Source organism: Comamonas sp. 4034 (genome assembly GCF_050434545.1).
Taxonomy (GTDB): domain Bacteria; phylum Pseudomonadota; class Gammaproteobacteria; order Burkholderiales; family Burkholderiaceae_C; genus Comamonas; species Comamonas odontotermitis.
The window spans coordinates 86,312-106,997 of sequence record NZ_JBNDIT010000006.1 but is presented as its reverse complement, the minus strand read 5'-3'; the positions used below and the strand labels follow the sequence as shown (position 1 = coordinate 106,997).

At 62.5% G+C, this 20,686-nt stretch carries 16 protein-coding genes; 7 read left to right on the top strand and 9 right to left on the bottom strand.

Features of this window, described 5'->3' with window-relative positions; genetic code table 11:
- Positions 1 to 25 precede the first annotated feature (25 nt).
- The 4 genes from ABIE32_RS08580 (at position 26) to ABIE32_RS08565 (ending at position 6,507) form a co-directional block, all read left to right on the top strand.
- On the top strand, positions 26 to 1,375 hold the full coding sequence (locus ABIE32_RS08580) for a TolC family protein (protein WP_429015281.1): 1,350 nt from the start codon (positions 26 to 28) through the stop codon (positions 1,373 to 1,375).
- Between the two features lie 2 nt (positions 1,376 to 1,377).
- Entirely contained in the window at positions 1,378 to 2,748 is a 1,371-nt protein-coding gene (locus ABIE32_RS08575; RefSeq protein WP_429015279.1) for an efflux RND transporter periplasmic adaptor subunit, read from the top strand.
- A gap of 14 nt (positions 2,749 to 2,762) precedes the next feature.
- A complete protein-coding gene (locus tag ABIE32_RS08570) occupies positions 2,763 to 5,921 on the top strand; it encodes a CusA/CzcA family heavy metal efflux RND transporter (RefSeq protein WP_429015278.1) in 3,159 nt (1,052 codons plus the stop codon).
- A gap of 241 nt (positions 5,922 to 6,162) precedes the next feature.
- Positions 6,163 to 6,507 carry a DUF4148 domain-containing protein gene (locus ABIE32_RS08565; RefSeq protein ID WP_224149613.1) on the top strand — a complete coding sequence of 115 codons (345 nt, stop codon included), beginning with the start codon at positions 6,163 to 6,165 and terminating at the stop codon, positions 6,505 to 6,507.
- Positions 6,508 to 6,679: 172 nt separating this feature from the next.
- On the opposite strand, the gene ABIE32_RS08560 is transcribed toward ABIE32_RS08565, so the two are convergent.
- The 4 genes from ABIE32_RS08560 to ABIE32_RS08545 all read right to left on the bottom strand — a co-directional run bounded on the left by ABIE32_RS08560 (position 6,680) and on the right by ABIE32_RS08545 (position 10,941).
- Positions 6,680 to 7,777: a hypothetical protein gene (locus ABIE32_RS08560; RefSeq protein WP_429015276.1), complete on the bottom strand. Its 1,098-nt coding sequence runs from the start codon at positions 7,775 to 7,777 to the stop codon at positions 6,680 to 6,682.
- A complete protein-coding gene (locus ABIE32_RS08555; protein WP_429015275.1) occupies positions 7,774 to 8,370 on the bottom strand; it encodes a sigma-70 family RNA polymerase sigma factor in 597 nt (198 codons plus the stop codon). Before ABIE32_RS08555 ends, ABIE32_RS08560 begins: the two co-directional genes overlap by 4 nt.
- A 112-nt stretch (positions 8,371 to 8,482) precedes the next feature.
- Positions 8,483 to 9,508: a hypothetical protein gene (locus ABIE32_RS08550; RefSeq protein WP_429015274.1), complete on the bottom strand. Its 1,026-nt coding sequence runs from the start codon at positions 9,506 to 9,508 to the stop codon at positions 8,483 to 8,485.
- A 221-nt stretch (positions 9,509 to 9,729) separates the two neighbouring features.
- The gene (locus tag ABIE32_RS08545; RefSeq protein WP_429015272.1) at positions 9,730 to 10,941 is read right to left on the bottom strand and encodes an ABC transporter substrate-binding protein; all 1,212 of its coding nucleotides are present in this window, start codon (positions 10,939 to 10,941) and stop codon (positions 9,730 to 9,732) included.
- Between the two features lie 271 nt (positions 10,942 to 11,212).
- Between ABIE32_RS08545 and ABIE32_RS08540 the strand changes: the two genes are divergently transcribed.
- A complete protein-coding gene (locus ABIE32_RS08540) occupies positions 11,213 to 11,491 on the top strand; it encodes a hypothetical protein (protein ID WP_429015271.1) in 279 nt (92 codons plus the stop codon).
- Positions 11,492 to 11,506: 15 nt separating this feature from the next.
- Positions 11,507 to 13,567, top strand: a complete 2,061-nt coding sequence (locus tag ABIE32_RS08535) for a VC_2705 family sodium/solute symporter (protein ID WP_429015269.1) — start codon at positions 11,507 to 11,509, stop codon at positions 13,565 to 13,567.
- A gap of 226 nt (positions 13,568 to 13,793) precedes the next feature.
- Here ABIE32_RS08535 and ABIE32_RS08530 read toward each other — a convergent pair whose 3' ends face one another.
- The 4 genes from ABIE32_RS08530 to rpoD form a co-directional block, all read right to left on the bottom strand.
- Complete coding sequence (locus ABIE32_RS08530; protein WP_224149606.1) at positions 13,794 to 14,147, bottom strand: FKBP-type peptidyl-prolyl cis-trans isomerase; 354 nt, start codon at positions 14,145 to 14,147, stop codon at positions 13,794 to 13,796.
- A 105-nt stretch (positions 14,148 to 14,252) separates the two neighbouring features.
- Positions 14,253 to 14,561 (bottom strand): winged helix-turn-helix transcriptional regulator, encoded by a 309-nt coding sequence (locus tag ABIE32_RS08525; protein ID WP_224149605.1) that lies wholly within the window; start codon positions 14,559 to 14,561, stop codon positions 14,253 to 14,255.
- 243 nt (positions 14,562 to 14,804) lie between these two features.
- Positions 14,805 to 15,632, bottom strand: coding sequence for a formate dehydrogenase accessory sulfurtransferase FdhD (fdhD, locus tag ABIE32_RS08520; protein WP_429015268.1), 828 nt, complete (start codon positions 15,630 to 15,632; stop codon positions 14,805 to 14,807).
- 134 nt (positions 15,633 to 15,766) lie between these two features.
- Entirely contained in the window at positions 15,767 to 18,034 is a 2,268-nt protein-coding gene (gene rpoD, locus ABIE32_RS08515; protein ID WP_429015266.1) for an RNA polymerase sigma factor RpoD, read from the bottom strand.
- A 64-nt stretch (positions 18,035 to 18,098) separates the two neighbouring features.
- On the opposite strand from rpoD, the gene ABIE32_RS08510 reads away from it, so the two are divergent.
- A complete protein-coding gene (locus tag ABIE32_RS08510) occupies positions 18,099 to 18,440 on the top strand; it encodes a hypothetical protein (RefSeq protein WP_429015264.1) in 342 nt (113 codons plus the stop codon).
- Between the two features lie 96 nt (positions 18,441 to 18,536).
- Here the strand turns inward: ABIE32_RS08510 and dnaG are convergent, their stop codons facing one another.
- A complete protein-coding gene (dnaG, locus tag ABIE32_RS08505) occupies positions 18,537 to 20,594 on the bottom strand; it encodes a DNA primase (RefSeq protein ID WP_429015263.1) in 2,058 nt (685 codons plus the stop codon).
- Positions 20,595 to 20,686 lie beyond the last annotated feature (92 nt).

Sequence of the window (20,686 nt, the reverse complement as noted above, 5' to 3'; positions counted from 1 at the left end):
AACTTCGATTTCTGGAGAAGCTCACATGGCGACCCCGCTCTATGGCCGGCTCATAGGCCCAATGCATATCAAAACGCTCTCGCTTGCCGTCCTGGTAGCGGCAGCCTTCGTTCATCCCGCGCAAGCTGCATCTGGCTGGGCCTCTCCGCCAGAGGCGCCTGCACGCGCTTCCGGGGCGGCTACCGGGGCGGCTACCGGGGCCCAGGTGGAAACCACGCTCTCTGCAGCCTGGGGCAAGGCACTGGCTGCCAACCCTGGACTGCAGGCCGCACGCCATGGCGCAGAGGCCAGCAGTGGCGCTGTGCTGCAAAGCCAGGCACGGACCAACCCCGAACTGGCCTACAGCCAGGAAGACACCCGCTCGTCGTCGCGTTCGAGCACGGTGCAGTTGAACCAGCTGGTCGAGCTGGGCGGCAAGCGCGAGGCGCGCATCCAGGTGGCCGAGCGGGAAAGGGATGTTGCCAACAGCGCCGTATTGGAGGCCAAGGTGGCGCTGAGGTTTCAGCTGGTGAGCCAGTTCAATGAGTTGCTGCTGGCCCAGCAGCGGGTGGATTACGCCGCCAAAACGCATGCGCTGGCGCAGCAATCGGCAGACGCCGCAGCCCGGCGTGTGGAGGCAGGCAAGGTGCCTCCGCTGGAAGCCAGCCGTGCACAGGTGGCGCAGGCCAATGCGCTGCTGGAGCTGAACCAGGCGCGCTCCAATGTGCTGGTGGCGCAGCAGAATCTGGCAGCGCTGTGGGGCGGGCAGGCCGCTGAGGTGGGTATAGCGACGGGCGATTTTTCCGCCGTCGCCGAGCCTCCCAACTTTGATGACATCGACGCGCTTCTGAACAGCGCTCCCGGCATTGCAACGGCCCGCCTCGCGCTGGAGCAGAGTCGCGCAGCATCCAACCTGGAGCGCAGCAAGCGTGTGCAGGATCTGACCGTCAGCCTGGGGGTCAAGCGGGCCAAGGAAGTGGGGCGCAACCAGATCGTGTTCGGCGTCAGCATTCCGCTGCCATTGTTCGACAGCAACGAGGGTAACCAGCTGCAGGCCTTGCGCAAGGTGGACCAGGCGGAACAACACCTGCAGGACGTGCGGCTGCAGATACAGACCCAGGTGTTTGCGGCGCGCCAGCAATTGCTCAGCAGCAACAGCCAGGTTCAACTGCTGCGCAGCCAGGTGGTGCCGACGGCGCAGTCGGCGTACGAACTGGCGGTGCGCGGCTTCAGCCTGGGCAAGTTCAGCTTTCTGGACGCCCTGGATGCGCAGCGCACCCTGTTCGACAGCCAGCGCCAATTGCTGGAGCAGCTCAGTGCCTCCCACAAGGCACGCGCGGAAATCGACCGTCTTCTGGGTTCGCCCACTGTGGATCTTGCAGTCACTGGAATCTGAATATGTCCGAAAAAACCAAATTCGACGCCTCTCTCTCGTCCTCCAGGCAATGGATAGCGGTTGCAGCAATCCTTGCCACCGGCATGGTGGGGGGCGCACTCATTCTGCGGCCGGCAGCAAAATCTTCTCCGGCGCAGACGCAGGAGGCAGGGCACGCCGAATCCCACGCACATGGCGATGGTGAACACCACGGGGAGCGGCCCGCTGCCGAAAACGCCCACCAGGATGCGGACCAGCACCAGGATGGCGAGCACCACGAAGGAGGCGCGAAAAAGGCCACGCAGGCGGTCAACGCCCAGGCGGAAGAAGCGGGCCATGGTGAAAAGGAGGAGGAAGGGCATGTCAAGCTCAGCCCCGTGCAGGCCAAGGCGGCAGGCATTGTGGTGGCGCAGGCGGATGCTGCATCCATCCGCAAGGAGATGGTGTTGTCGGGCGAAATCCGCTTTGACGAGGACCGCACCGCGCACGTGGTGCCCCGGGTGCCGGGCGTGGTGGCGTCGGTGCATGCGCAACTGGGCGAGCGGGTAGCCAAGGGGCAGTTGCTGGCGGTAGTGCAGAGCGCGGCGGTTTCGGACCAGCGCAGCGAACTGCAGACCGCACAAAAGCGCCTGTCGCTGGCGCGAACGACCTACGACCGCGAGAAAAAGCTGTGGGAGGAGCGCATCTCTGCCGAGCAGGATTACCAGCAGGCCAGAGCATCCTTGCAGGAAGCCGAGATCGCCGTGGCCAATGCCTCCCAGAAACTGTCTTCCATCGGCGCTGGCGCAGGTGGCAGCGGTGCTGGCGGTTTCAGCCGCTATGAACTGAGGGCGCCGCTCGCCGGTGTGGTGGTCGAGAAGCACCTCACGGTCGGAGAGTCGGTGGCGGAGAACACCGCCTCCTTCACCATCTCGGACATGAGTTCGGTGTGGGCCGAGATGAATGTCTCTGCACCGCAACTGCCTTTTGTGCGCGTGGGCTCGCCCGTCACGGTGCGTGCGACGGCATTCGACTCCAGTGCTGAGGGGCGCGTGGCCTATGTGGGCGCGCTGATCGGCGAGCAGACGCGTACCGCTCCCGCTCGCATCGCGCTTGCCAATCCGCAAGGTGTGTGGCGCCCTGGTCTCTTTGTCGATGTGAAGGTGCTGGCGGAAGAATCGCAGGTACCCGTTGCGGTGGATGCCAAGGCGATCCAGCAGCCCGATGGCAAGGAAAGCGTGGTGTTTGTACCCACCGATGACGGCTACAAGGCGCAGGTGGTGCAGGTGGGGCGCTCGGATGGTCGCCTTGTCGAAATCAAATCAGGGCTGAAAGCCGGGCAGGCGTATGTCAGGGACGGCAGCTTCATGCTGAAGGCAGAGATGGGCAAGGCCTCTGCTGAACACGCGCACTGAACGGGGGAGAGTACATGTTTGAGCGCATCATCCGCTTTGCCATCGAGCAGCGCTGGCTGGTTCTCGTAGCCGCCGCCGCCATGGCCGTTCTTGGCGTTTTCAGCTACCAGAAGCTGTCGATTGACGCAGTGCCTGACATCACGAATGTGCAGGTACAGATCAACACCCAGGCACCTGGCTATTCTCCGCTGGAGACCGAGCAGCGCATCACCTACCCGATAGAGACTGTGATGGCTGGCCTGCCGCAGCTGGAGCAGACCCGCTCGCTGTCGCGCTATGGATTGTCCCAGGTCACCGTCATCTTCAAGGACGGTACCGACATCTATTTCGCCCGGCAACTGGTCAATGAACGCATCCAGGAGGCCAAGGAGAAGCTGCCGGCCAACATTTCTCCCAGCCTGGGGCCCATCTCCACGGGTCTGGGCGAGATTTACCTGTGGACCGTGGAAGCCGAAGAGGGTGCAAAGAAGGCGGACGGCACGCCCTATACCCCCATGGACCTGCGCGAGATACAGGACTGGGTCATCAAGCCGCAGCTGAGAAACGTGCCTGGCGTTACCGAAATCAATTCCATTGGTGGGTTCTCGAAAGAGTACCTGGTGGCCCCTTCACCGGAAAAGCTGGCGTCCTACGGCATCTCCATGGACCGGATCGTGGCGGCGCTGCAGAACAACAATACCAATGTCGGTGCGGGCTACATCGAGCGGCAGGGTGAGCAGTACCTGATCCGCGCCCCTGGCCAGGCCAAGGGAATCGATGATCTCAAGGAGATCATCGTCGGCACGGCGCAAGGCCAGGCCATACGCATCCGCGATCTGGCCGATGTGGAACTGGGGCGCGAGCTGCGCACCGGGGCTGCCACGGACAATGGGCGCGAGGTGGTGCTCGGCACGGTTTTCATGCTGATTGGCGAGAACAGCCGCGTGGTTTCCAAGGCGGTGGGCGAGCGGATGCAGTCGATCCGCAAGAGCCTTCCCGAAGGCGTGAAGATTGTCACGGTCTACGACCGCACCACTCTGGTGGAAAAGGCCATCGCCACGGTCAAGAAGAACCTGCTGGAGGGCGCAGCCCTGGTGGTGGTGATCCTGTTTCTCTTTCTGGGCAACATACGCGCGGCTCTGATCACGGCGCTCATCATTCCGCTGTCCATGCTCTTTACCTTCACCGGCATGGTGCACTACCGCATCAGCGCGAACCTGATGAGCCTGGGCGCGCTGGATTTCGGCATCATCATTGACGGGGCGGTGGTCATCGTGGAGAACTGCGTGCGGCGTCTCGCGCATGCCCAGGAGCACAAGGGGCGGCTGCTGACGCGCAACGAGCGCTTTCAGGAGGTGTTTGCAGCCGCCAAGGAATCGCGCCGGCCGCTGCTGTTTGGCCAGCTCATCATCATGGTGGTGTACCTGCCGATCTTTGCGCTGACCGGGGTGGAGGGCAAGATGTTCCACCCCATGGCGCTGACGGTGGTGCTGGCGCTGGCCGGTGCCATGGTGCTCTCCATCACCTTCATCCCCGCTGCCATTGCCCTCTTTATCGGAGCGCGGGTGGCGGAGAAGGAGAACCGCCTGATGTCGTGGGCGCGCAATGCCTATGAGCCGCTGCTGCGGGGCGTGATGCGCATGCCCATCGTCGTCATTGCCGGTGCCGTGGTGGCGGTGGTGTTGAGCCTGGTGCTGGCGTCTCGCATGGGCAGCGAATTTGCGCCCAACCTCAACGAAGGGGATTTTGCGGTGCAGGCGCTGCGCGTACCGGGAACGAGCCTGACCCAGTCCCTGGACATGCAGATGCAGCTGGAGCGCACGCTCAAGGAGAAATTTCCGGAGATCGACCGCGTCTTTGCGCGCACCGGTACGGCCGAGATTGCGGCCGACCCCATGCCGCCCAATATTTCGGACGGCTACATCATGCTCACACCAAAAGCACAGTGGCCCGATCCCAACCGCAGCAGGGAAGATCTGCTGGCTGCGATTCAGGAAGCGGTGGAAGAGATTCCCGGCAGCAACTACGAGTTTTCGCAACCCATTCAACTGCGGTTCAACGAGCTGATCTCGGGCGTGCGCAGCGATGTCGCCGTGAAGATCTTTGGCGATGATATGCAGGTATTGGAGCGCACCGCGCAGAGCATTGCTGCCATGCTGCAGAAAGTGCCGGGCTCGTCGGAAGTCAAGGTGGAGCAGACCACCGGCCTGCCCATGCTGACCGTGCAGGTGGACCGCGAGAAGGCATCGCGCTATGGACTGAACCTGGGCGATGTGCAGCAAACCATTGCCACGGCCATTGGTGGCCAGGAGGCGGGCACGATCTTCGAAGGCGACCGGCGTTTCGATATCCAGGTTCGCTTGCCGGAATCCATTCGCAATGATCTGGCGGCTCTGGAGCGTCTTCCCATTGCACTGCCGCAACAGGCAGGGGGCCGACAGGCTTTCCTGCCGCTGTCTTCGGTGGCCTCCTTCAACCTGTCTCCGGGTCCCAACCAGGTCAGCCGCGAAGACGGCAAGCGGCGCATCGTTGTCAGCGCCAACGTGCGGGGAAGGGACATCGGCTCGTTCGTCGCCCAGGCGCAGCGCGAGCTGGATGCGATTGCCTTGCCTGCGGGTTACTGGACGCGGTGGGGCGGCACCTTCGAGAACATGCAGTCGGCCCAGCAGCGCCTGCAGATCGTGGTGCCCGTTGCGTTGCTCCTGGTCTTCACCCTGCTGTTTGCCATGTTTGGCAACGTGAGAGACGGGTTGGTCGTCTTCACCGGCATTCCCTTTGCGCTGACGGGCGGAATACTGGCGCTGTGGCTGAGAGACATTCCGCTGTCCATCTCTGCGGCCATCGGGTTCATCGCGCTGTCGGGGGTGGCCGTGCTCAATGGCCTGGTGATGATCTCGTCGATCCGCGCCCTGCGCGAGACAGGGCTGGGCGTTCCGCAGGCCGTGCACAGCGGCGCGCTCTCTCGCCTGCGCCCTGTGCTGATGACGGCGCTGGTGGCATCGCTGGGGTTCGTGCCGATGGCGATTGCCACCGGCACCGGGGCGGAGGTCCAGCGCCCGCTTGCCACCGTGGTGATCGGCGGGATACTCTCATCAACGATATTGACTTTGCTGGTGTTGCCACTGCTGTACCGCATGGTGCACAAGAGTGACCCGTCGGAAGACGAATTGAAGGAGCAAGAACCGGTGGCCTGATGGCACCATGAAAAACGCCATGCCCAACCCGGCATGGCGTTTTTTAATTCTGCAACGGAAGGGGCGCAGGGGTTACCGGGAAAGCGCTGGCTGCTATGGTTTGTATATTCTTTTCGTAACATGCAGGTGGCGAGAATGTCATCTTCCGGTGGGCAATCCGTCAGGGTGTTTTTTTCAGAATGGAGTCATCTCGAATGCACTCGCTTCGAGGTGTTTACAAACCTTTGAAAGGCACTTCCTCATGCGAAAGAACCGTACTTCCCTGATCGCCGCCGTGTCTGTTTTTGCCGCAGCGCTGCTGGCAGGCAATGCAGCTTTTGCGAACAGCTACATCCACCAGACCACCACGGAAAAGGGCTATGTCACCTATCCCGAGCATTTCAAGAGCGAAAGAACCCGGGCTGAAGTGCAAGCCGAAGCGGCTGCGTTTGTGAAGCAGGGCGGCTCCGACGCGTTCCGTGGCGGCAACTTCCCGCCGCGTGACACCAGCGTGGCCTCCGGCAAGACCCGTGAGCAGGTCGTGAACGAGTTCCGCTCGCAGACTCCGCAGGAGCGCAAGGCGCTGGAAGCCCTTTACAGGGGTTGATTCCCAGGAGGCAGAACACGCCTCCGGCATGCAAGCCCTGCCCCTGTTGATGGTGCGCAGGTTGCTGAAGACTCCATGCATTGCGCATGGGAAGCCGCCCTGGCTTTGAGACCAGGGCGGCTTTTTCCGTTGGCTACCGCTGCGTGTTGGCGGAGGCAGCACCGCGTAGAGGCTAGCGGCTGTCCAGAGGCTCGGTCTGCGGCGTTGCTGGGTTCTGCAGCGGTTTGCAAACCGGCGCAGGATCGGGCAAGGGCTTGCCCGCAGCCTGGGCGTCTTCGCGGGCTTTGATGCGGCGCGCTTGTTCGGCCTGTGCTGCGGCGGACATGGTTGGGTTGCAGTAGGGCAACGGTTTGGCTTTGCCATTGGCAGCGCGGTGTTCCGCAGTAGCAGGGGGCGCAGCTTCTGCCATGCGCTCGGTTGCCGCCGTGTCGGCGTTCATGCTGGCATCTGCACTTGCATTGCTGGAGGATTCTGCCTCTTTCACCCGGGCGCGACGTTCCAGCTGTGGAGGTGGGGCCATCGCCACAGGAGCTGCCGGGGCGGGCATGGCGGCTGAAGGGCGCGCGGGCGTCGCTGAAGCTGCGGCAGCGTGTCTGTCAGCCATGGCAGGGGAGCGCTCAGGGGCATGCTGCTGCACCTTGCCTGCGGAGGCTGCAGCCCCAACGCCACCGTCACCCCCTCCGCCAGCAGTAGCAGCCACGGAGGGAGTGCTGGCTGCCCGAGGCGCTACACGTTCCATCGATTTTGCTTCTGATTTGGCAGCTGACGGCGCGCTTGGAGTGGGCGCTGTTGGCGCTTTTTCTTCCAGACTGGCACTTGCCGCACTGCTTGCCATGGTGTCGTTGGCCATGGGCTGTGTTGCCGGGGATGGTGAAGCCGTGGGAGCGGATTCGCCCAAAGAGGCCGGTGCGGGGCTGTCGAGCTGTGGCGCGCCGGGCTCGTCCAAATGATGCAAGGTGAGCCAACCCACCAGGCCGATGGCGGCCAGACTGCCAAGCGCATGGCGCAGCCAGCGGCGGTCATTGGCGGGCTCTCCGCCAAAATTGGTACCTGCGTCTGGTGCGGGCGTGAGTGCAGGTGGCACGTCGCTGACGGCGCGCAGGGCGGCCTGCTCGCGGGCATAGGCCAGCACGCGGGCACTGGCCTCGGGGCTGGGGCCGCGTGGGCTGCCGTCTTCCGCGTTGGCTGCATGGTAGCGCTGCACCAGATCATCCGGTGGCGTGCCGGGCGCTGGTACGGCTGCGTTGTGGGGCGTGGTGCGGTCGGTCATGCGGGCACCTTTTGCGGTTCTTCGTCGCCCGCGCCCAGGGCCTGGCGCAGCTTGGCGCGTGCGTAGCGCAGGCGGCTCTTGGCGGTCTCCTGGGTCACACGGGTGGCGGCGGCAATATCGGCTACAGCCATGTCGGCCTCGGCTTGCAGCAGAAAGGCTTCGCGCTGCTCGGGCGGTAATTGGGACAGGGCGTGGAGCAGGGCGCGGGCGATGTCCTTGCGGCCTTGCAGTCGCTCGGGATCAAAGCCGGAATTGGCAAACAGGGTCTCGGCAAGTGCCATGCCTTCGCTGGTTTCCTCATCGAGACTGGCATGGGGTTTGTGGCGGCGCCAGTGGTCTACCAGCTTGTGGTGTGCAAGGGTGAAGGCCCAGGTGCTGAACTTGGCGCTGGGCTCGTAGCCGGGCGCGGCATCCACCACGGCGAACCAGGTGTCCTGGGCCAGGTCATCGGCGAGGGCTGCATTGCCGGTGTTGCGGAAAAAATAGCGCCACAGGCGCTGGCTGTGGCGGGCGTAGAGGGGCTCAAACGCGGCGGCATGGCCGCGGGCGTAGGCCAGCATCAGCGCTTCGTCGGGTTGTTGTTCGTCCACCATCGGGCCCATTATGCAAAGCCGGATGCGCAGTGCGAGCCGATGTGGAGAAAATCGCACAGCAACCCATGCCCAGGCTGGTGCGTGCCAGGGCGGGGCGCATGGCTGCCCGCAATCAATAGCGAGGTGGGTCGGGCACATAGCTGCGCTCGGTATCGGCGGGAAAGGCATCGGGGCGGCGTTCAGGCGCAGGGCGAGGCTCGCGGATCACGCCTTTGGCCACCAGGTTGGCGTAGCTGTCGTAGCGAATCCGGACGATCTGCTCGGGCCGTTGCGTGGCGCTGTCGAAAGTCACAGTACGGGTGTGCGAGGTTTCCAGCGCACCGTGGCCGGTACCAAGGCTTGGTGAGCGTGGCTCGGCGTTGGCTGTGGTCGAGGGCGCGCGCTTGGCGGCTTTTTCTGCAGACGAGGGCGCGGGAGAGGCCTCGGCTGCACTTTCTGCGGCAGGTGACGAGGGCGGTGGCACGGCGACCGGAGAGGCCTGCGGTGCAGGCTGCGGCGCAGGCAAGGGTGCCGTGGCCGCAGCATCGGCGGTGGATTTTTCCGATTCATTCATGCGTGCTGGCGCATGTTCTTCAATCATGGGGCTGCGGCGCGCAATCGGTGGCGGGCGCACTGGTTCGGGCACGCGCTCGCGGAACAGGGCGACGCCGATCACGCCCACGTCCATGGGGCGGCCTGTGCGGCTGGCGTACGACGCGTCGCTTTCCGCAAAGTAGAAGGCCGCAACCTGGGACTGGCTTTTGCGCCAGCCGGTGATGGCCCAGTTTTGCCAGGGATTGAGGACGTAGCCGTCATCCGGTGCGCTCGATGCCGTCTTGCCGTCCAGCGCATTGACGCCATCGACGCTGATGACCGCCAGAATCCGGCTGCCGGTACGGTTGGTGATGTCAACGGCATAGCTGGCGCCAGGGCGGCCCGCCACCCAGTATTCGCCCTGGTGCTGGTATAGGCGCAGGGCCTGGCCTGTCGTGCGGTCCACCAGCTTGACATCGGCCAGCCTCCCGCGCGGCGTGGATGGGCCCGCGTGGGCGGTGGTCATACCTGCAGCCAGCAGGCAAGGGGTGAGCAAGGCCGAGAAAAGTGGTGACCAACGAACCCAGCGAGAATGGGTCGAGCGAGAAGGGGCGGTGGTAGGCATGGTGCATGCTCCGACAGGTTGTGATACCTGCTGAATCGGAGCAGTTGGCCTTCCGGGGTTAAGCCACCCTGCGTAATTTGTACGTTTTTGTAATTTTCAATGGCGGTGCTGCGCCTCCTGTCCCTGTGTGCATGAAAAAACCCGGCGGATGCCGGGCTCGGCCACAAAGGTTTTTTTATGTGAAATCAGGCGCTGGCATATACCCATCAAGCGCTAGATGCTCACTTTTTTGTAACAAGCGAGCAGGTGCTCTTGGACAGGGGCTGGAAGGCCTTGTCACCCGGGATGGTGTCGAGGATCTTGTAGTAATCCCAGGGGCCCTTGGATTCCTTGGGCGACTTCATCTGGGCGAGGAACATGTCGTGCACCATGCGTCCGTCTTCGCGCACGTAGCCGTTTTGCGAGAACACGTCGTTGATCTTCATCTTCTTGAGTTGGTTCGTCACCGCCAAGCCTTCGTCGGTGCCAGCGGCATCGATGGCCTTGAGGTACTGGGTGACGGCGGAATAGACGCTGGCCTGGTTCATCGACGGCATTTTCTTCATGCGTGCCTGGTACTTTTGGGACCACGCGCGTGATTCGTCATTGCGGTCCCAGTAGAAGGCCGTGGCAAAGGTCAGGCCCTGGCCCAGCTCCAGGCCCATGGCGTGTGCATCGTTGATGTAGATGAGCTGTGGCACAAAGGTGATGTTCTTGGTCATGCCGAACTCGCGCGCCGTCTTGATGGAGTTGACGGTGTCCTGCGTGGCATTGGCCAGCGCCACCACCTGGGCCTTGCTGGCCTGCGCCTGCATCATGAAGGAAGAGAAGTCGCTGGCATTGAACGGGTGGTAGACGGTGCCCAGCACCTTGCCGCCGCTCTCCTTGACGAAGTCGGTCACCGTGGCGGCAGTCACCTTGCCGTAGGCATAGTCGACTGCCAGGATGAACCAGTCCTTCTTGCCCTGCGCCATGATGCTCTCGACCGCTGACTTGCCCAGCGAGTAGGAGTCGACGGTGTAGTGCACGGTGGTGGGGGCGCAGAACTCGTTGGTCAAGCCCGTGGACAGCGCGCCGGTGCTGATGGCAACCTTGTTGCGTTCCTTGGCCAGGGTGAACACGGCGCCGGCAATGGCCGAGTTGTTCAGGTCCATGATCATGTCGACACCTTCGGCGTCCCACCACTGGCGGGCCTTGGTGCCGCCGATGTCAGCCTTGTTCTGGTGGTCGGCAAACACCAGCTCGATGGGCTTGCCTTGCACCTTGCCACCAAAGTCTTCGATCGCCATCTTGGCTGCCTCGACGGAGCCCTTGCCGCCCGAGTCGGCATACTGGCCGGACATGTCGGTGAGCACGCCGATCTTGACCTTGTCGTCCGAAATGCCGGCTGCCTGGGCCGCAAGAGTGGTGCAGGCCAGCATGGCGGCAGTGGCCGTGAGTTTGAGATAGGTCATGGCTGTTTGTCTCCAAAATGGTTGTTGTATGCGCAAGCGCTACGCGACGGGTGCGGCTGGTAACTGCATGGCTTGCAGAGCCGATTCAGGCTGGATTATCAAAACCAGGTGGAGGGTGCTGCACCGTGCTTCCCCCTAGAGAGGGCGCAAACCAGTCCCATCTGCGACAAAATGGCGGTGCGGTGGCTGCGCAGAATGAAGAGCCTCGCAGAGCCAGCCATCCTCCAAGGACTTTGATGACCGTCCCAGCCTCAGCTTCCGTCTATTGCCAATGACTACCGCCAACGAAAGAATCAGCCCTGAGGTGAATTCGCCCGATTCATCGGCCTCCTTTGATTCGATGCGCTTGAACGCGGCCCATCTGTGGGTGTTGCTCGTGCTGGTGCTCAGCACCTTCGCCTGCCTGTACTGGGCGCCGCAGCTCGATGCCGTCTGGGGAGCGGGCGCGGCTTACCGCTATGCTGCCTCGGGCCTGCCGGTTCTGTACGTGTTGCTGGTGGTGGCATATCTTCTGTATCTGCGGCTGCACCCGGAAAAGGATGTGCAGTAAGCAAGCACAGCTCCCATGCAACGAATTCACAAGCTGTTTGCACTGTATCTGCTGGGCCTGGCCTGTTTCATCGGGCTGGTGGGCTGGGCAGAGCATGCCGGTCTGTCGCGCCAATGGATCGGGCCGATCTTCCTGTTTGTGCCGGTAATGATGTACGCCACCATTGGCGTGTGGGGGCGAACGGCCGATTCGGAAGAGTACTACGTGGCGGGCCGCCGCATTCCGCCCATCTACAACGGCATGGCCACTGCGGCGGACTGGATGAGCGCGGCCTCCTTTCTGAGCCTGTCGGGCGCGCTGTACCTGCAGGGTTTTGCAGGTACCAGCCAGCAGCCGGGGGGGCTCGCCTATCTGCTTGGGTGGACGGGCGGCTTCGTGCTGGTGGCGCTTTTGATTGCCCCGCAGTTGCGGGCGCTCAATCTCTATACCCTGCCGGATTTCTTTCAGCTGCGCTATGGCGGCCGTTGGCCGCGCGTGATTGCAGCGCTCGCGGCAGTGATGTGCTCGTTCTCGTATGTGGTGGCGCAGATCTATGCCGTGGGCCTGATTGCCTCGCGCCTGACCGGCGTGCAGTTCGAGATCGGCATCATGCTGGGCCTGGGCGGGGTGCTGGTCTGCTCGTTTCTCGGGGGCATGCGCGCCATCACCTGGACGCAGGTGGCGCAGTACGTGATGATTCTCCTGGCATTTTTGATTCCTGTGTCCTGGCTCGCCTACCAGCGCTTGGGCAGTCCGGTGGCGGTGGCCGTCTATACGCAGGAGCTGGGCAAGATTGCAGAGTACGAGAAAACCCTGCTGAGTGATCCAGCCGAGCGCGATGTGGAGCTGGTCTACCTGCAGCGCGGCATGGTGTATGAATCGCGGCTGCGCAATATTCCTGTTGCGCTTGAAGCCGAGCGCGAGCGGCTTCGTGAGCTGGTGCACCAGTTGCGCATCAGCAATGCCGACCTGGGCCAGGTGCTGGCAGCGGGGCGTGAATTGGCGGCTCTGCCGCAGGACGAAGCCACAGCGCGCGAGCAGTGGACGGCTGCCATGCATGAAAACTACGCCCGCGCCCAGCCGCTGGGCGGGATGCCGCAGCATACGGTGCCGTATGCGGTGATTCCCGGTGTGGCAGAGGCTGCGCAGGTGCAGGAAGATGTGTCGCGGCGCAATTTTCTGGCCTTGATGTTTTGTCTGATGCTGGGCACTGCGGGCCTGCCGCATCTGCTGACCCGCTACTACACCTTGCCCACACCGGCCGCGGCACGCCGCTCGGTGGCCTGGACCTTGTTTTTTGTGGTGCTGCTCTACACCAGTGCGCCCGCGCTGGCGGCGCTCGTCAAGCTGCAGGTGATGCAGACCCTGGTGGGCAGCCATTTCGATGCCCTGCCCACCTGGATTGCCCAGTGGACGCGGGTGGACGGCTCGCTGCTGTCGATCGAAGACGTGAATGGCGACGGCATTGTGCAATGGGGCGAGATACGGCTGGGTGCCGATCTGATCATGCTGGCCACGCCGGAGCTGGGCGGGCTGCCGTTTGTGGTCTCGGGCCTGGTGGCTGCTGGCGGGCTGGCTGCGGCGCTGTCAACCGCTGATGGCCTGTTGCTGACCATCAGCAATGCCCTGGTGCGCGACTTGTACCTGGTGGAGCGGGGCAAGTCCGTGACGCCACAGCAGCGGGTGATTCTCTCCAAATTCACCTTGCTGATGGTGGCGCTGGCGGCAGCCGCTGTGGCATCGGTACGCAGTTCCGGCATTCTGGTGCTGGTGTCTGCGTCCTTTTCGATAGCCGCCTCAGCCTTTGTTCCTGCAATGCTGCTGGGCCTGTACTGGAAGGGAGCAACACGCCAGGGGGCCGTCTGGGGCATGCTGGCAGGCCTGGGCATCACTTTGTATTACATGGTCGCGAACACATCGCCTGCGCGTGCGGCGGGATGGCAATCGGCCCCGCCTTCCCATCTGTGGTGGGGTATACAGCCAACGCTGGCAGCGGTTTTCGGAGTGCCCGTGGGGGTGCTGGTGATCTGGGGGGTGAGTTGCCTCACTCGCCGCAAAACCGGGGCGGCGGTGGCATCAACGGAGCGGCAGCCCTAGAAATGCCCCGGTGCCTGTCTCGTTTCATGGGAGCCACACCCACGCTTTGCGGATTCGCCTGCCAGTCGCTGGCAAAGTGAAAAGAAAAACTGCACCGGGCTTGCGCGCGGTGCAGTTCCTGCCGGGGATGGCATTGAAGGGAGAAACACCTCCTGTGGCGCTGCAGCGATTGCTTGCTATCGGGCGCCAGACATCGGGCAGTCTTTCCCCATTGGGTTGCCCGGGGTTATACCTTCAGCAGTTCCACATCGAACTTCAGCGTGGCGTTGGGAGGGATTACACCGCCTGCACCGCGTGCGCCATAGCCCAGTTCTGCAGGGATGATGAGGGTGCGCTTGCCGCCCACCTTCATGCCTTGCACGCCTTCGTCCCAGCCCTTGATGACCATGCCGGCGCCCAGAGGGAACACGAACGGATCGTTGCGGTCCTTGCTGGAGTCGAACTTGCTGCCCTGCTGGCCATCGGCATACAGCCAGCCGGTGTAGTGCACGGTGACCTGTTGGCCCTTGGCTGCTTCTGCGCCCGTGCCGACTTCGGTGTCTTCGTACTGCAGGCCCGATGGGGTGGTAGTGAATGCCATGGTGATCCTTTGAGAATGTTCTTGCAACAGGCAATCATACCTGTCCATAAAGCACAAAACCCGCACGGGGCGGGCTTGGCATGGTTTTGTCGGGCCTGGGGTGTTTTATTTCTTGGCCTGGCCGGCTGCTACCCAGCGGGTGGCAAAGGCTTGCACGTCCGACAGGCGCTTGAGCAGGTCCTGGCCCGAAGGGGTGACGGTGTAGCCATCGCTGTTGTGATCGAGGAAACCCGCTTCACGCAGTTCCTTGATACGGGTGTTCAAGGTATTGGGAGTGATGCCGCCTACACTGTCCTGCAGCAGTCGGAAGGTCTGTGGATGGCCGTCACGCAGTGCCCACAGCACACGCAAAGCGTATCGGCATTCCAACCGCTCGAACAGCTGGTTGATGGCGGTATTTTCCTTGGCGCTCATGTATGGTTCTCCTTGCGCTATGTTGAGGAGCGAAAGCGGCGCTTTCGCATTCAAATCCACAATATTGGGCGCGACCATAGTCGCGAGAAATATCTGCTACAAGTTTAATAGCTCTTGATCCGCAATGTATAGGCGCAGTACCCGAATCTGGGGCGATGGCGCGATAAGTGTTGCTGATATGCTACGTTTTTTGAGTGCCTCAGGGCCATCTGTGGGGCGCTGCGGGGCAGAAAGTGGTCTTTATCAATTGGCTGTATAGGCAATGGCCCTGTCACCCCGGCACAGGCCAAAAAGGCGCATGCCGGCCTGGTTCGCCACCTGGATGGCCAGGGTGGTGGGGGCAGAAATGGTCGCCAGCACCGGCAGCCTTAGGCGGGCGCATTTGCGCACCAGTTCGTAGCTGGCGCGGCTGGTCATCACCACAAAACCGGCTTGCTGGAGCAACTGCTGCTGCGCCATGCAGCCCAGCAGCTTGTCGAGCGCATTGTGGCGGCCCACGTCTTCCATCACCAGTTGCAACTGGCCGTCTGCGGTGGCCCAACCCGCGGCGTGGATGGCGCCGGCCTGCTGGTTCAGGGGCTGCAGTGCAGGCAACTGGCTGAAGGCGCTTTGCAGTTGCTCCAGCCCGATGCCGCGCGCCCAGGCCGCAAGCGCCAGCGGCTCGGGCACCAGGTCCAGCGCATCCAGCGAATCAATGCCGCAGATGCCGCAGCCCGTGCGCCCGGCCAGCGTCCTGCGCTTGTCCTTCAGGCGGGCAAAAGAGCGACTGGTAATGGTGATCTCCACCTGGATGCCGGGCGACTCGATACCGCCGCCGCATGCAGGGGCGTTCGCAACTTCGATGCCGTAACAATCCTCGGCGCTGTCGATGATGCCTTCCGACAGCGCAAAGCCGAGCGCAAAGGCCTCAAGATTCTGCGGAGTGCACATCATCACTGCGTGGGATATGCCATTGAACACGAGGGCCACTGGAACCTCGGAGGCCACGGCATCCATGCGCAGCGTGCTCAGCGCTGGGGTAAGCACGGTGGCAGGCAGGGTCTCGATGGCAGTGGGAAGGGTGGTTTCCATAGGCGCAATTCTGAACCAAAACAGCATTCCGCGCGCACCCCTGGAGTGCGTAGTGCTATTGCTTCGATAGCGAAAAGGGCGATAGAAAAAACAAACCCCGCTCGGGGCGGGGTTTGCAGGGGGAGCTGAGGCGCTTAGATGAAGCTGCGCAGCTTGTCCGAGCGGCTGGGGTGCTTGAGCTTGCGCAGCGCCTTGGCTTCGATCTGGCGGATGCGCTCGCGCGTCACGTCGAACTGCTTGCCCACTTCTTCCAGCGTGTGGTCGGTGCTCATCTCGATGCCGAAGCGCATGCGCAGCACCTTGGCTTCGCGCGGGGTCAGGCCATCGAGAATGTCCTTGACCACGTCGCGCAGGCCGGCCTGCATCGCAGCATCCACGGGCGCCGTGTTGGCGCTGTCTTCGATGAAATCGCCCAGGTGGCTGTCGTCATCATCGCCGATGGGGGTTTCCATCGAGATCGGCTCCTTGGCGATCTTCATGATCTTGCGGATCTTGTCCTCAGGAATCTCCATCTTCTCGGCCAGGATGGACGCATCGGGCTCGAAGCCGAACTCCTGCAGGTGCTGGCGCGAGATGCGGTTCATCTTGTTGATGGTCTCGATCATGTGGACCGGGATGCGGATGGTACGGGCCTGGTCGGCGATCGAGCGCGTGATGGCCTGGCGAATCCACCAGGTCGCATAGGTCGAGAACTTGTAACCACGGCGGTACTCGAACTTGTCCACCGCCTTCATCAGGCCGATGTTGCCTTCCTGGATGAGGTCAAGGAACTGCAGGCCACGGTTGGTGTACTTCTTCGCAATCGAGATCACCAGGCGCAGGTTGGCCTCGATCATCTCCTTCTTGGCATTGCGCGAAGCACGCTCGCCGTCGTTCATGCGCTTGTTGATGAGCTTGAGCTCATCGAGCGGCACGACCACGCGGGCCTGCAGGTCGATCAGGTTCTGCTGCAGCTCCTGCACGGGCGGGATGTTGCGGCCCATGATGGCGCTCCAGCTGTTGCCAGCCTGGGCTTCCTTCTCGATCCATTGCAGGTTCAGCAGGTTGGCTGGGAAGAGCTGGATGAACTTTTCCTGCGGCAGACCGCACTTTTCCACGATGATCTTGCGCAGGGCACGCTCTTTCTGGCGCACGCTGTCCACCTGCTCGCGCAGCATGTCGCACAGCTTCTCGATGGTCTTGGCGGTGAAGCGGATGGTCATCAGCTCGGCCGACAGTTGATCCTGCACCTTTTTGTACTGGGCGGAGCTGTAGCCGTTCTTGTCGTAGGCCTGGTGCAGCTGCTCGAACAGCGAGTGCAGCTTGTCAAAGCGCGACAGCGCTTCGTTCTTCAGTTCTTCAAGTCGGCGGGTCATGGCCTTGGAGCCGCCCTTGCCGTCGTCGTCGTCCTCTTCGTCGTATTCGTCGAAGTCTTCTTCGGCCACATAATCATCGTTTTCATCGGCATCGGAGAAGCCGTCCACGATGGTGGAGATGACCACCTTGCCTTCGCGGATTTCCTGGGCCATGGCCAGGATCTCAGCGATGGTGGCAGGCGAAGCGCTGATGGCCAGCATCATGTCCTGCAGGCCGCCTTCGATGCGCTTGGCAATTTCGATTTCGCCTTCGCGGGTCAGCAGCTCGACCGTGCCCATTTCACGCATGTACATGCGAACGGGATCGGTCGTACGGCCAAATTCGGAATCCACGGTCGAGAGGGCGGCTTCCGCTTCTTCTTCCGCTTCTTCTTCCGTCGTGGCGGACTGGCCGGTGTTGTTCAGCAGCAGGGTTTCTGCGTCCGGGGTCTGCTCGTACACCGCCACACCCATGTCGTTCAACATGGAGATCACGACTTCCAGCGTTTCGGCATCGACCAGCTTGTCGGGCAGGTGGTCGGAGATTTCGGCGTTGGTCAGGTAGCCACGGGTCTTGCCCAGCTTGATCAGGGCCTTCAGGCGCTGGCGGCGGGTAGACATTTCCTCTTCGGTCAAGACGGCTTCGTCCAGGCCGAATTCCTTCATCAGCGCGCGTTCCTTGGCCTTGGAGACCTTCATGCGCAGCGGCTTGACCTTTTCGACGGGGGAATCGGGTGCGACCTCGGCCTCTACCGTTTCCTCGCCTTCGAGATCTTCCTCGATGTCGGAGAAATCGGCATCATCATCGATGTCTTCTTCGCTCTTGCCTTTGGCCTTGGCTTTGCCCTTGGCAGCCGTCTTCTTGGGGGCCTTGGGCTTTTCTTCTGCGGCAGCCTTGGTGGCTTTGGGTTTTGCGGTCTTTGCGGTGGCCTTGGCCTTTACCGGGGTTTCCGCTTCTTCGGCTTCCACCTTCTTGGTGGCGCGTTTCTTGGGGGCGCCTGCGTTGAGCAGGGCGTCGGCTGCCTTGAGCAATTCTGCTTGAGACAGGCGTTGTTTACTTTCGGACACGGAGCTAACCTTCTTCGTCGCTGCCTTGGAGGGAGAGGGGGCGGCAGCACTGGCTTTTACGGTTTTGCCTGCTGCAACAGGTGCCTTGGCAGCCGCAGGTTTTGCGGCTTTGGTCACGGTTGCAGCCTTGGCACTTTTGGCAGCGCTGGCTTTGGTTGGCGACTTGACGGACGACTTCGCGGACTTTGTAGCAGGCATGTACACCCTCAGATCAAAGAAAACACACAAAGAAAACTGGCAAGCGCCATTACCGGCGCATACAAAAATACAGCGTCTGCCTGCAACAGGTGCAATGGGCAGCTGGGCTATACGAGGTGCGGAACCTCTTGGCAAGATGTTGGGGCGATCATTTGGGGTGCAGTCCTTGCGGTATGTTGGGCGCTTGCGCTGGTGGCAAATCACGTAAGTCTTTACGCGGGCCCGGTCCGGAGGTGCTGCTGTCGCTCTTGCCGATGCAACAAATATTATACCTTTTTGGTGAATGTCAAGGGCTTTGCGCGATTTATTTGTTGACTTGGCGCTTGAGCAGGCCGATACGGTGGAAATTGCTCTGGTAGCGTCGCAGGGCCTTGGGGTCCGAGGCCTGGGTGATGAGCTGGCGGTTCTGCTCCTCAAGGTGGCCGAGCACGATGCGGCTGAGGGAATCACGCAGTTCGTCGCGGATCTCGTCGAGCGGGCCGTCGATCTGGGCGTGGTGCCCCTGCATCAGCTGTGTGGCGAACTCTTCGATCACATGGCCGCGCATGTGCTCCCGCAACACGGCCCATGACTGCGCGCCGTGTGCCAGAAACTGCTGCTCGATCCAGGCGAACAGGCTACCGTAAGGTGCATCCAGCTGCGCCAGGGTGGCGGCATCTTCCGGGGAAAAGTTCTCCAGAAACGCCATGTGCGACAGCAGTAGGCGTGCGGCCTGGTCTTCCCGCGTGACTGCCACGGAGGGCATGGGGGGCTGCGGCGCCGGGCGTGGCTGCCAGTTGCCCTTTTTGCCTTTCCATTCGCCGGGGCTGCGCTTGCCATAGGCATTGCCCCCTCCTGCGCCGTGGCCGAAGTTGCCGCCTTGCTGGGGGCTGTAGCCATCGCTGCGCTGGCCGGGGTAGCGGTCCATGCCACCCTCTCCGTCCCAGGGGGGCGCGTCACCGTACGGGGGGGACGACTCGGTTGTCGCGTTCCATGGCGCTGCGGACCGGGGGGGCTCTGCGCCGGTGGGGTGCGCGCGGCCTGCACCTCCCTGGCGGGCCTGCTCCAGCGCAGTGGTTTTCTGCCATAACCCGTCCAGCTCTGTGGCGGGCAACTGGGCCTTGTCGGCAATTTCGGCCAGCAGTTGGCGCTTCAAGGCGCCGTCTGGCAGCAGATTCCATAGCGGCCGGGCGTTGCTGGACATACGCGCACGGCCTTCAGCTTGCCCAAGATCACAGCCTTCGCTGGCCGCCTCCAGCAAAAAGCGAGACAGCGGGGTGGCGTCATGCACATGGCGGGCAAAGGCATCGGCCCCATATTCGCGCACAAAGCTGTCCGGGTCGTGTTCGGCAGGCAGAAAAAGGAATTTGATGCTGCGCGTATCGGTGGCATAGGGCAGTGCGCCGTCGAGCGCCTTGCGGGCGGCCCGTCGCCCGGCGGCGTCGCCGTCAAAGCTGAACACCACAGTTTCGGTAAAGCGGAAGAGCTTGTGCACGTGATCGGGCGTGCAAGCGGTCCCCAGAGTGGCGACGGCATTGGGAAAGCCCAGCTGCGCCAGCGCCACCACGTCCATATAGCCTTCGGTCACGAGCGCGTAGCCGTGTTCGCGGATGGCGGTGCGCGCCTCAAACAGGCCATACAGCTCGCGGCCCTTGTGGAAAACCGGTGTTTCGGGCGAATTCAGGTACTTGGGCTTTTCATCGCCAAACACGCGTCCGCCAAAGCCGATGCATTCGCCCTTGACATTGCGGATCGGAAACATCACCCGGTCGCGGAAACGGTCGTAGCGCTTGACCTCGCCCCCCTTGTCGTCTTCGGACTCGATCACCAGACCCGTTTCGACCAGCTTGGCATCGTCGTAAGCCGGAAAGACACTGGCCAGGCCGCGCCAGCCCTCGGGCGCGTAACCCAGGCCAAAACGTTTGGCTGTGGCGCCAGAGACGCCGCGGCCTTTCAGATAGGCGATGGCTTTTTGCGACTGCGACAGGTGCTTGCGGTAGGCGTCGCCCGCCTTTTCCAGGATATCGGTGAGCGTTGCCTGCTTTTCGCGTGCCTGCGCGGCGCGCTCGCGCTGTTGGGGGGAGACATCGTCTTCGGGCACCTGCAGGCCGGTGCTCTGGGCCAGCTCGGTCACCGCTTCGCGGAAACCCATGCCCGTATGGTCCATCAGAAAACCGATCGCGTTGCCGTTTTTGCCGCAGCCAAAGCAGTGGTAGAACTGTTTGGAAGGGCTGACGCTGAACGAAGGCGACTTTTCGCCATGGAAAGGACACAGCCCCATGTAATTGGCGCCGCCTTTTTTCAGCTGTACATAGCGGCCCACCACATCGACAACATCGACGCGGGAGAGCAGTTCCTGGATGAATGACTGGGGGATGGACACCGTTCTATTGTCGCCCAAGCGCAGCCATGCCCGGGTGCTGCATGGGCAAATTGCTGCGGCACTCGGCTTGACCGGTTGCTTGCCAAGCAGGC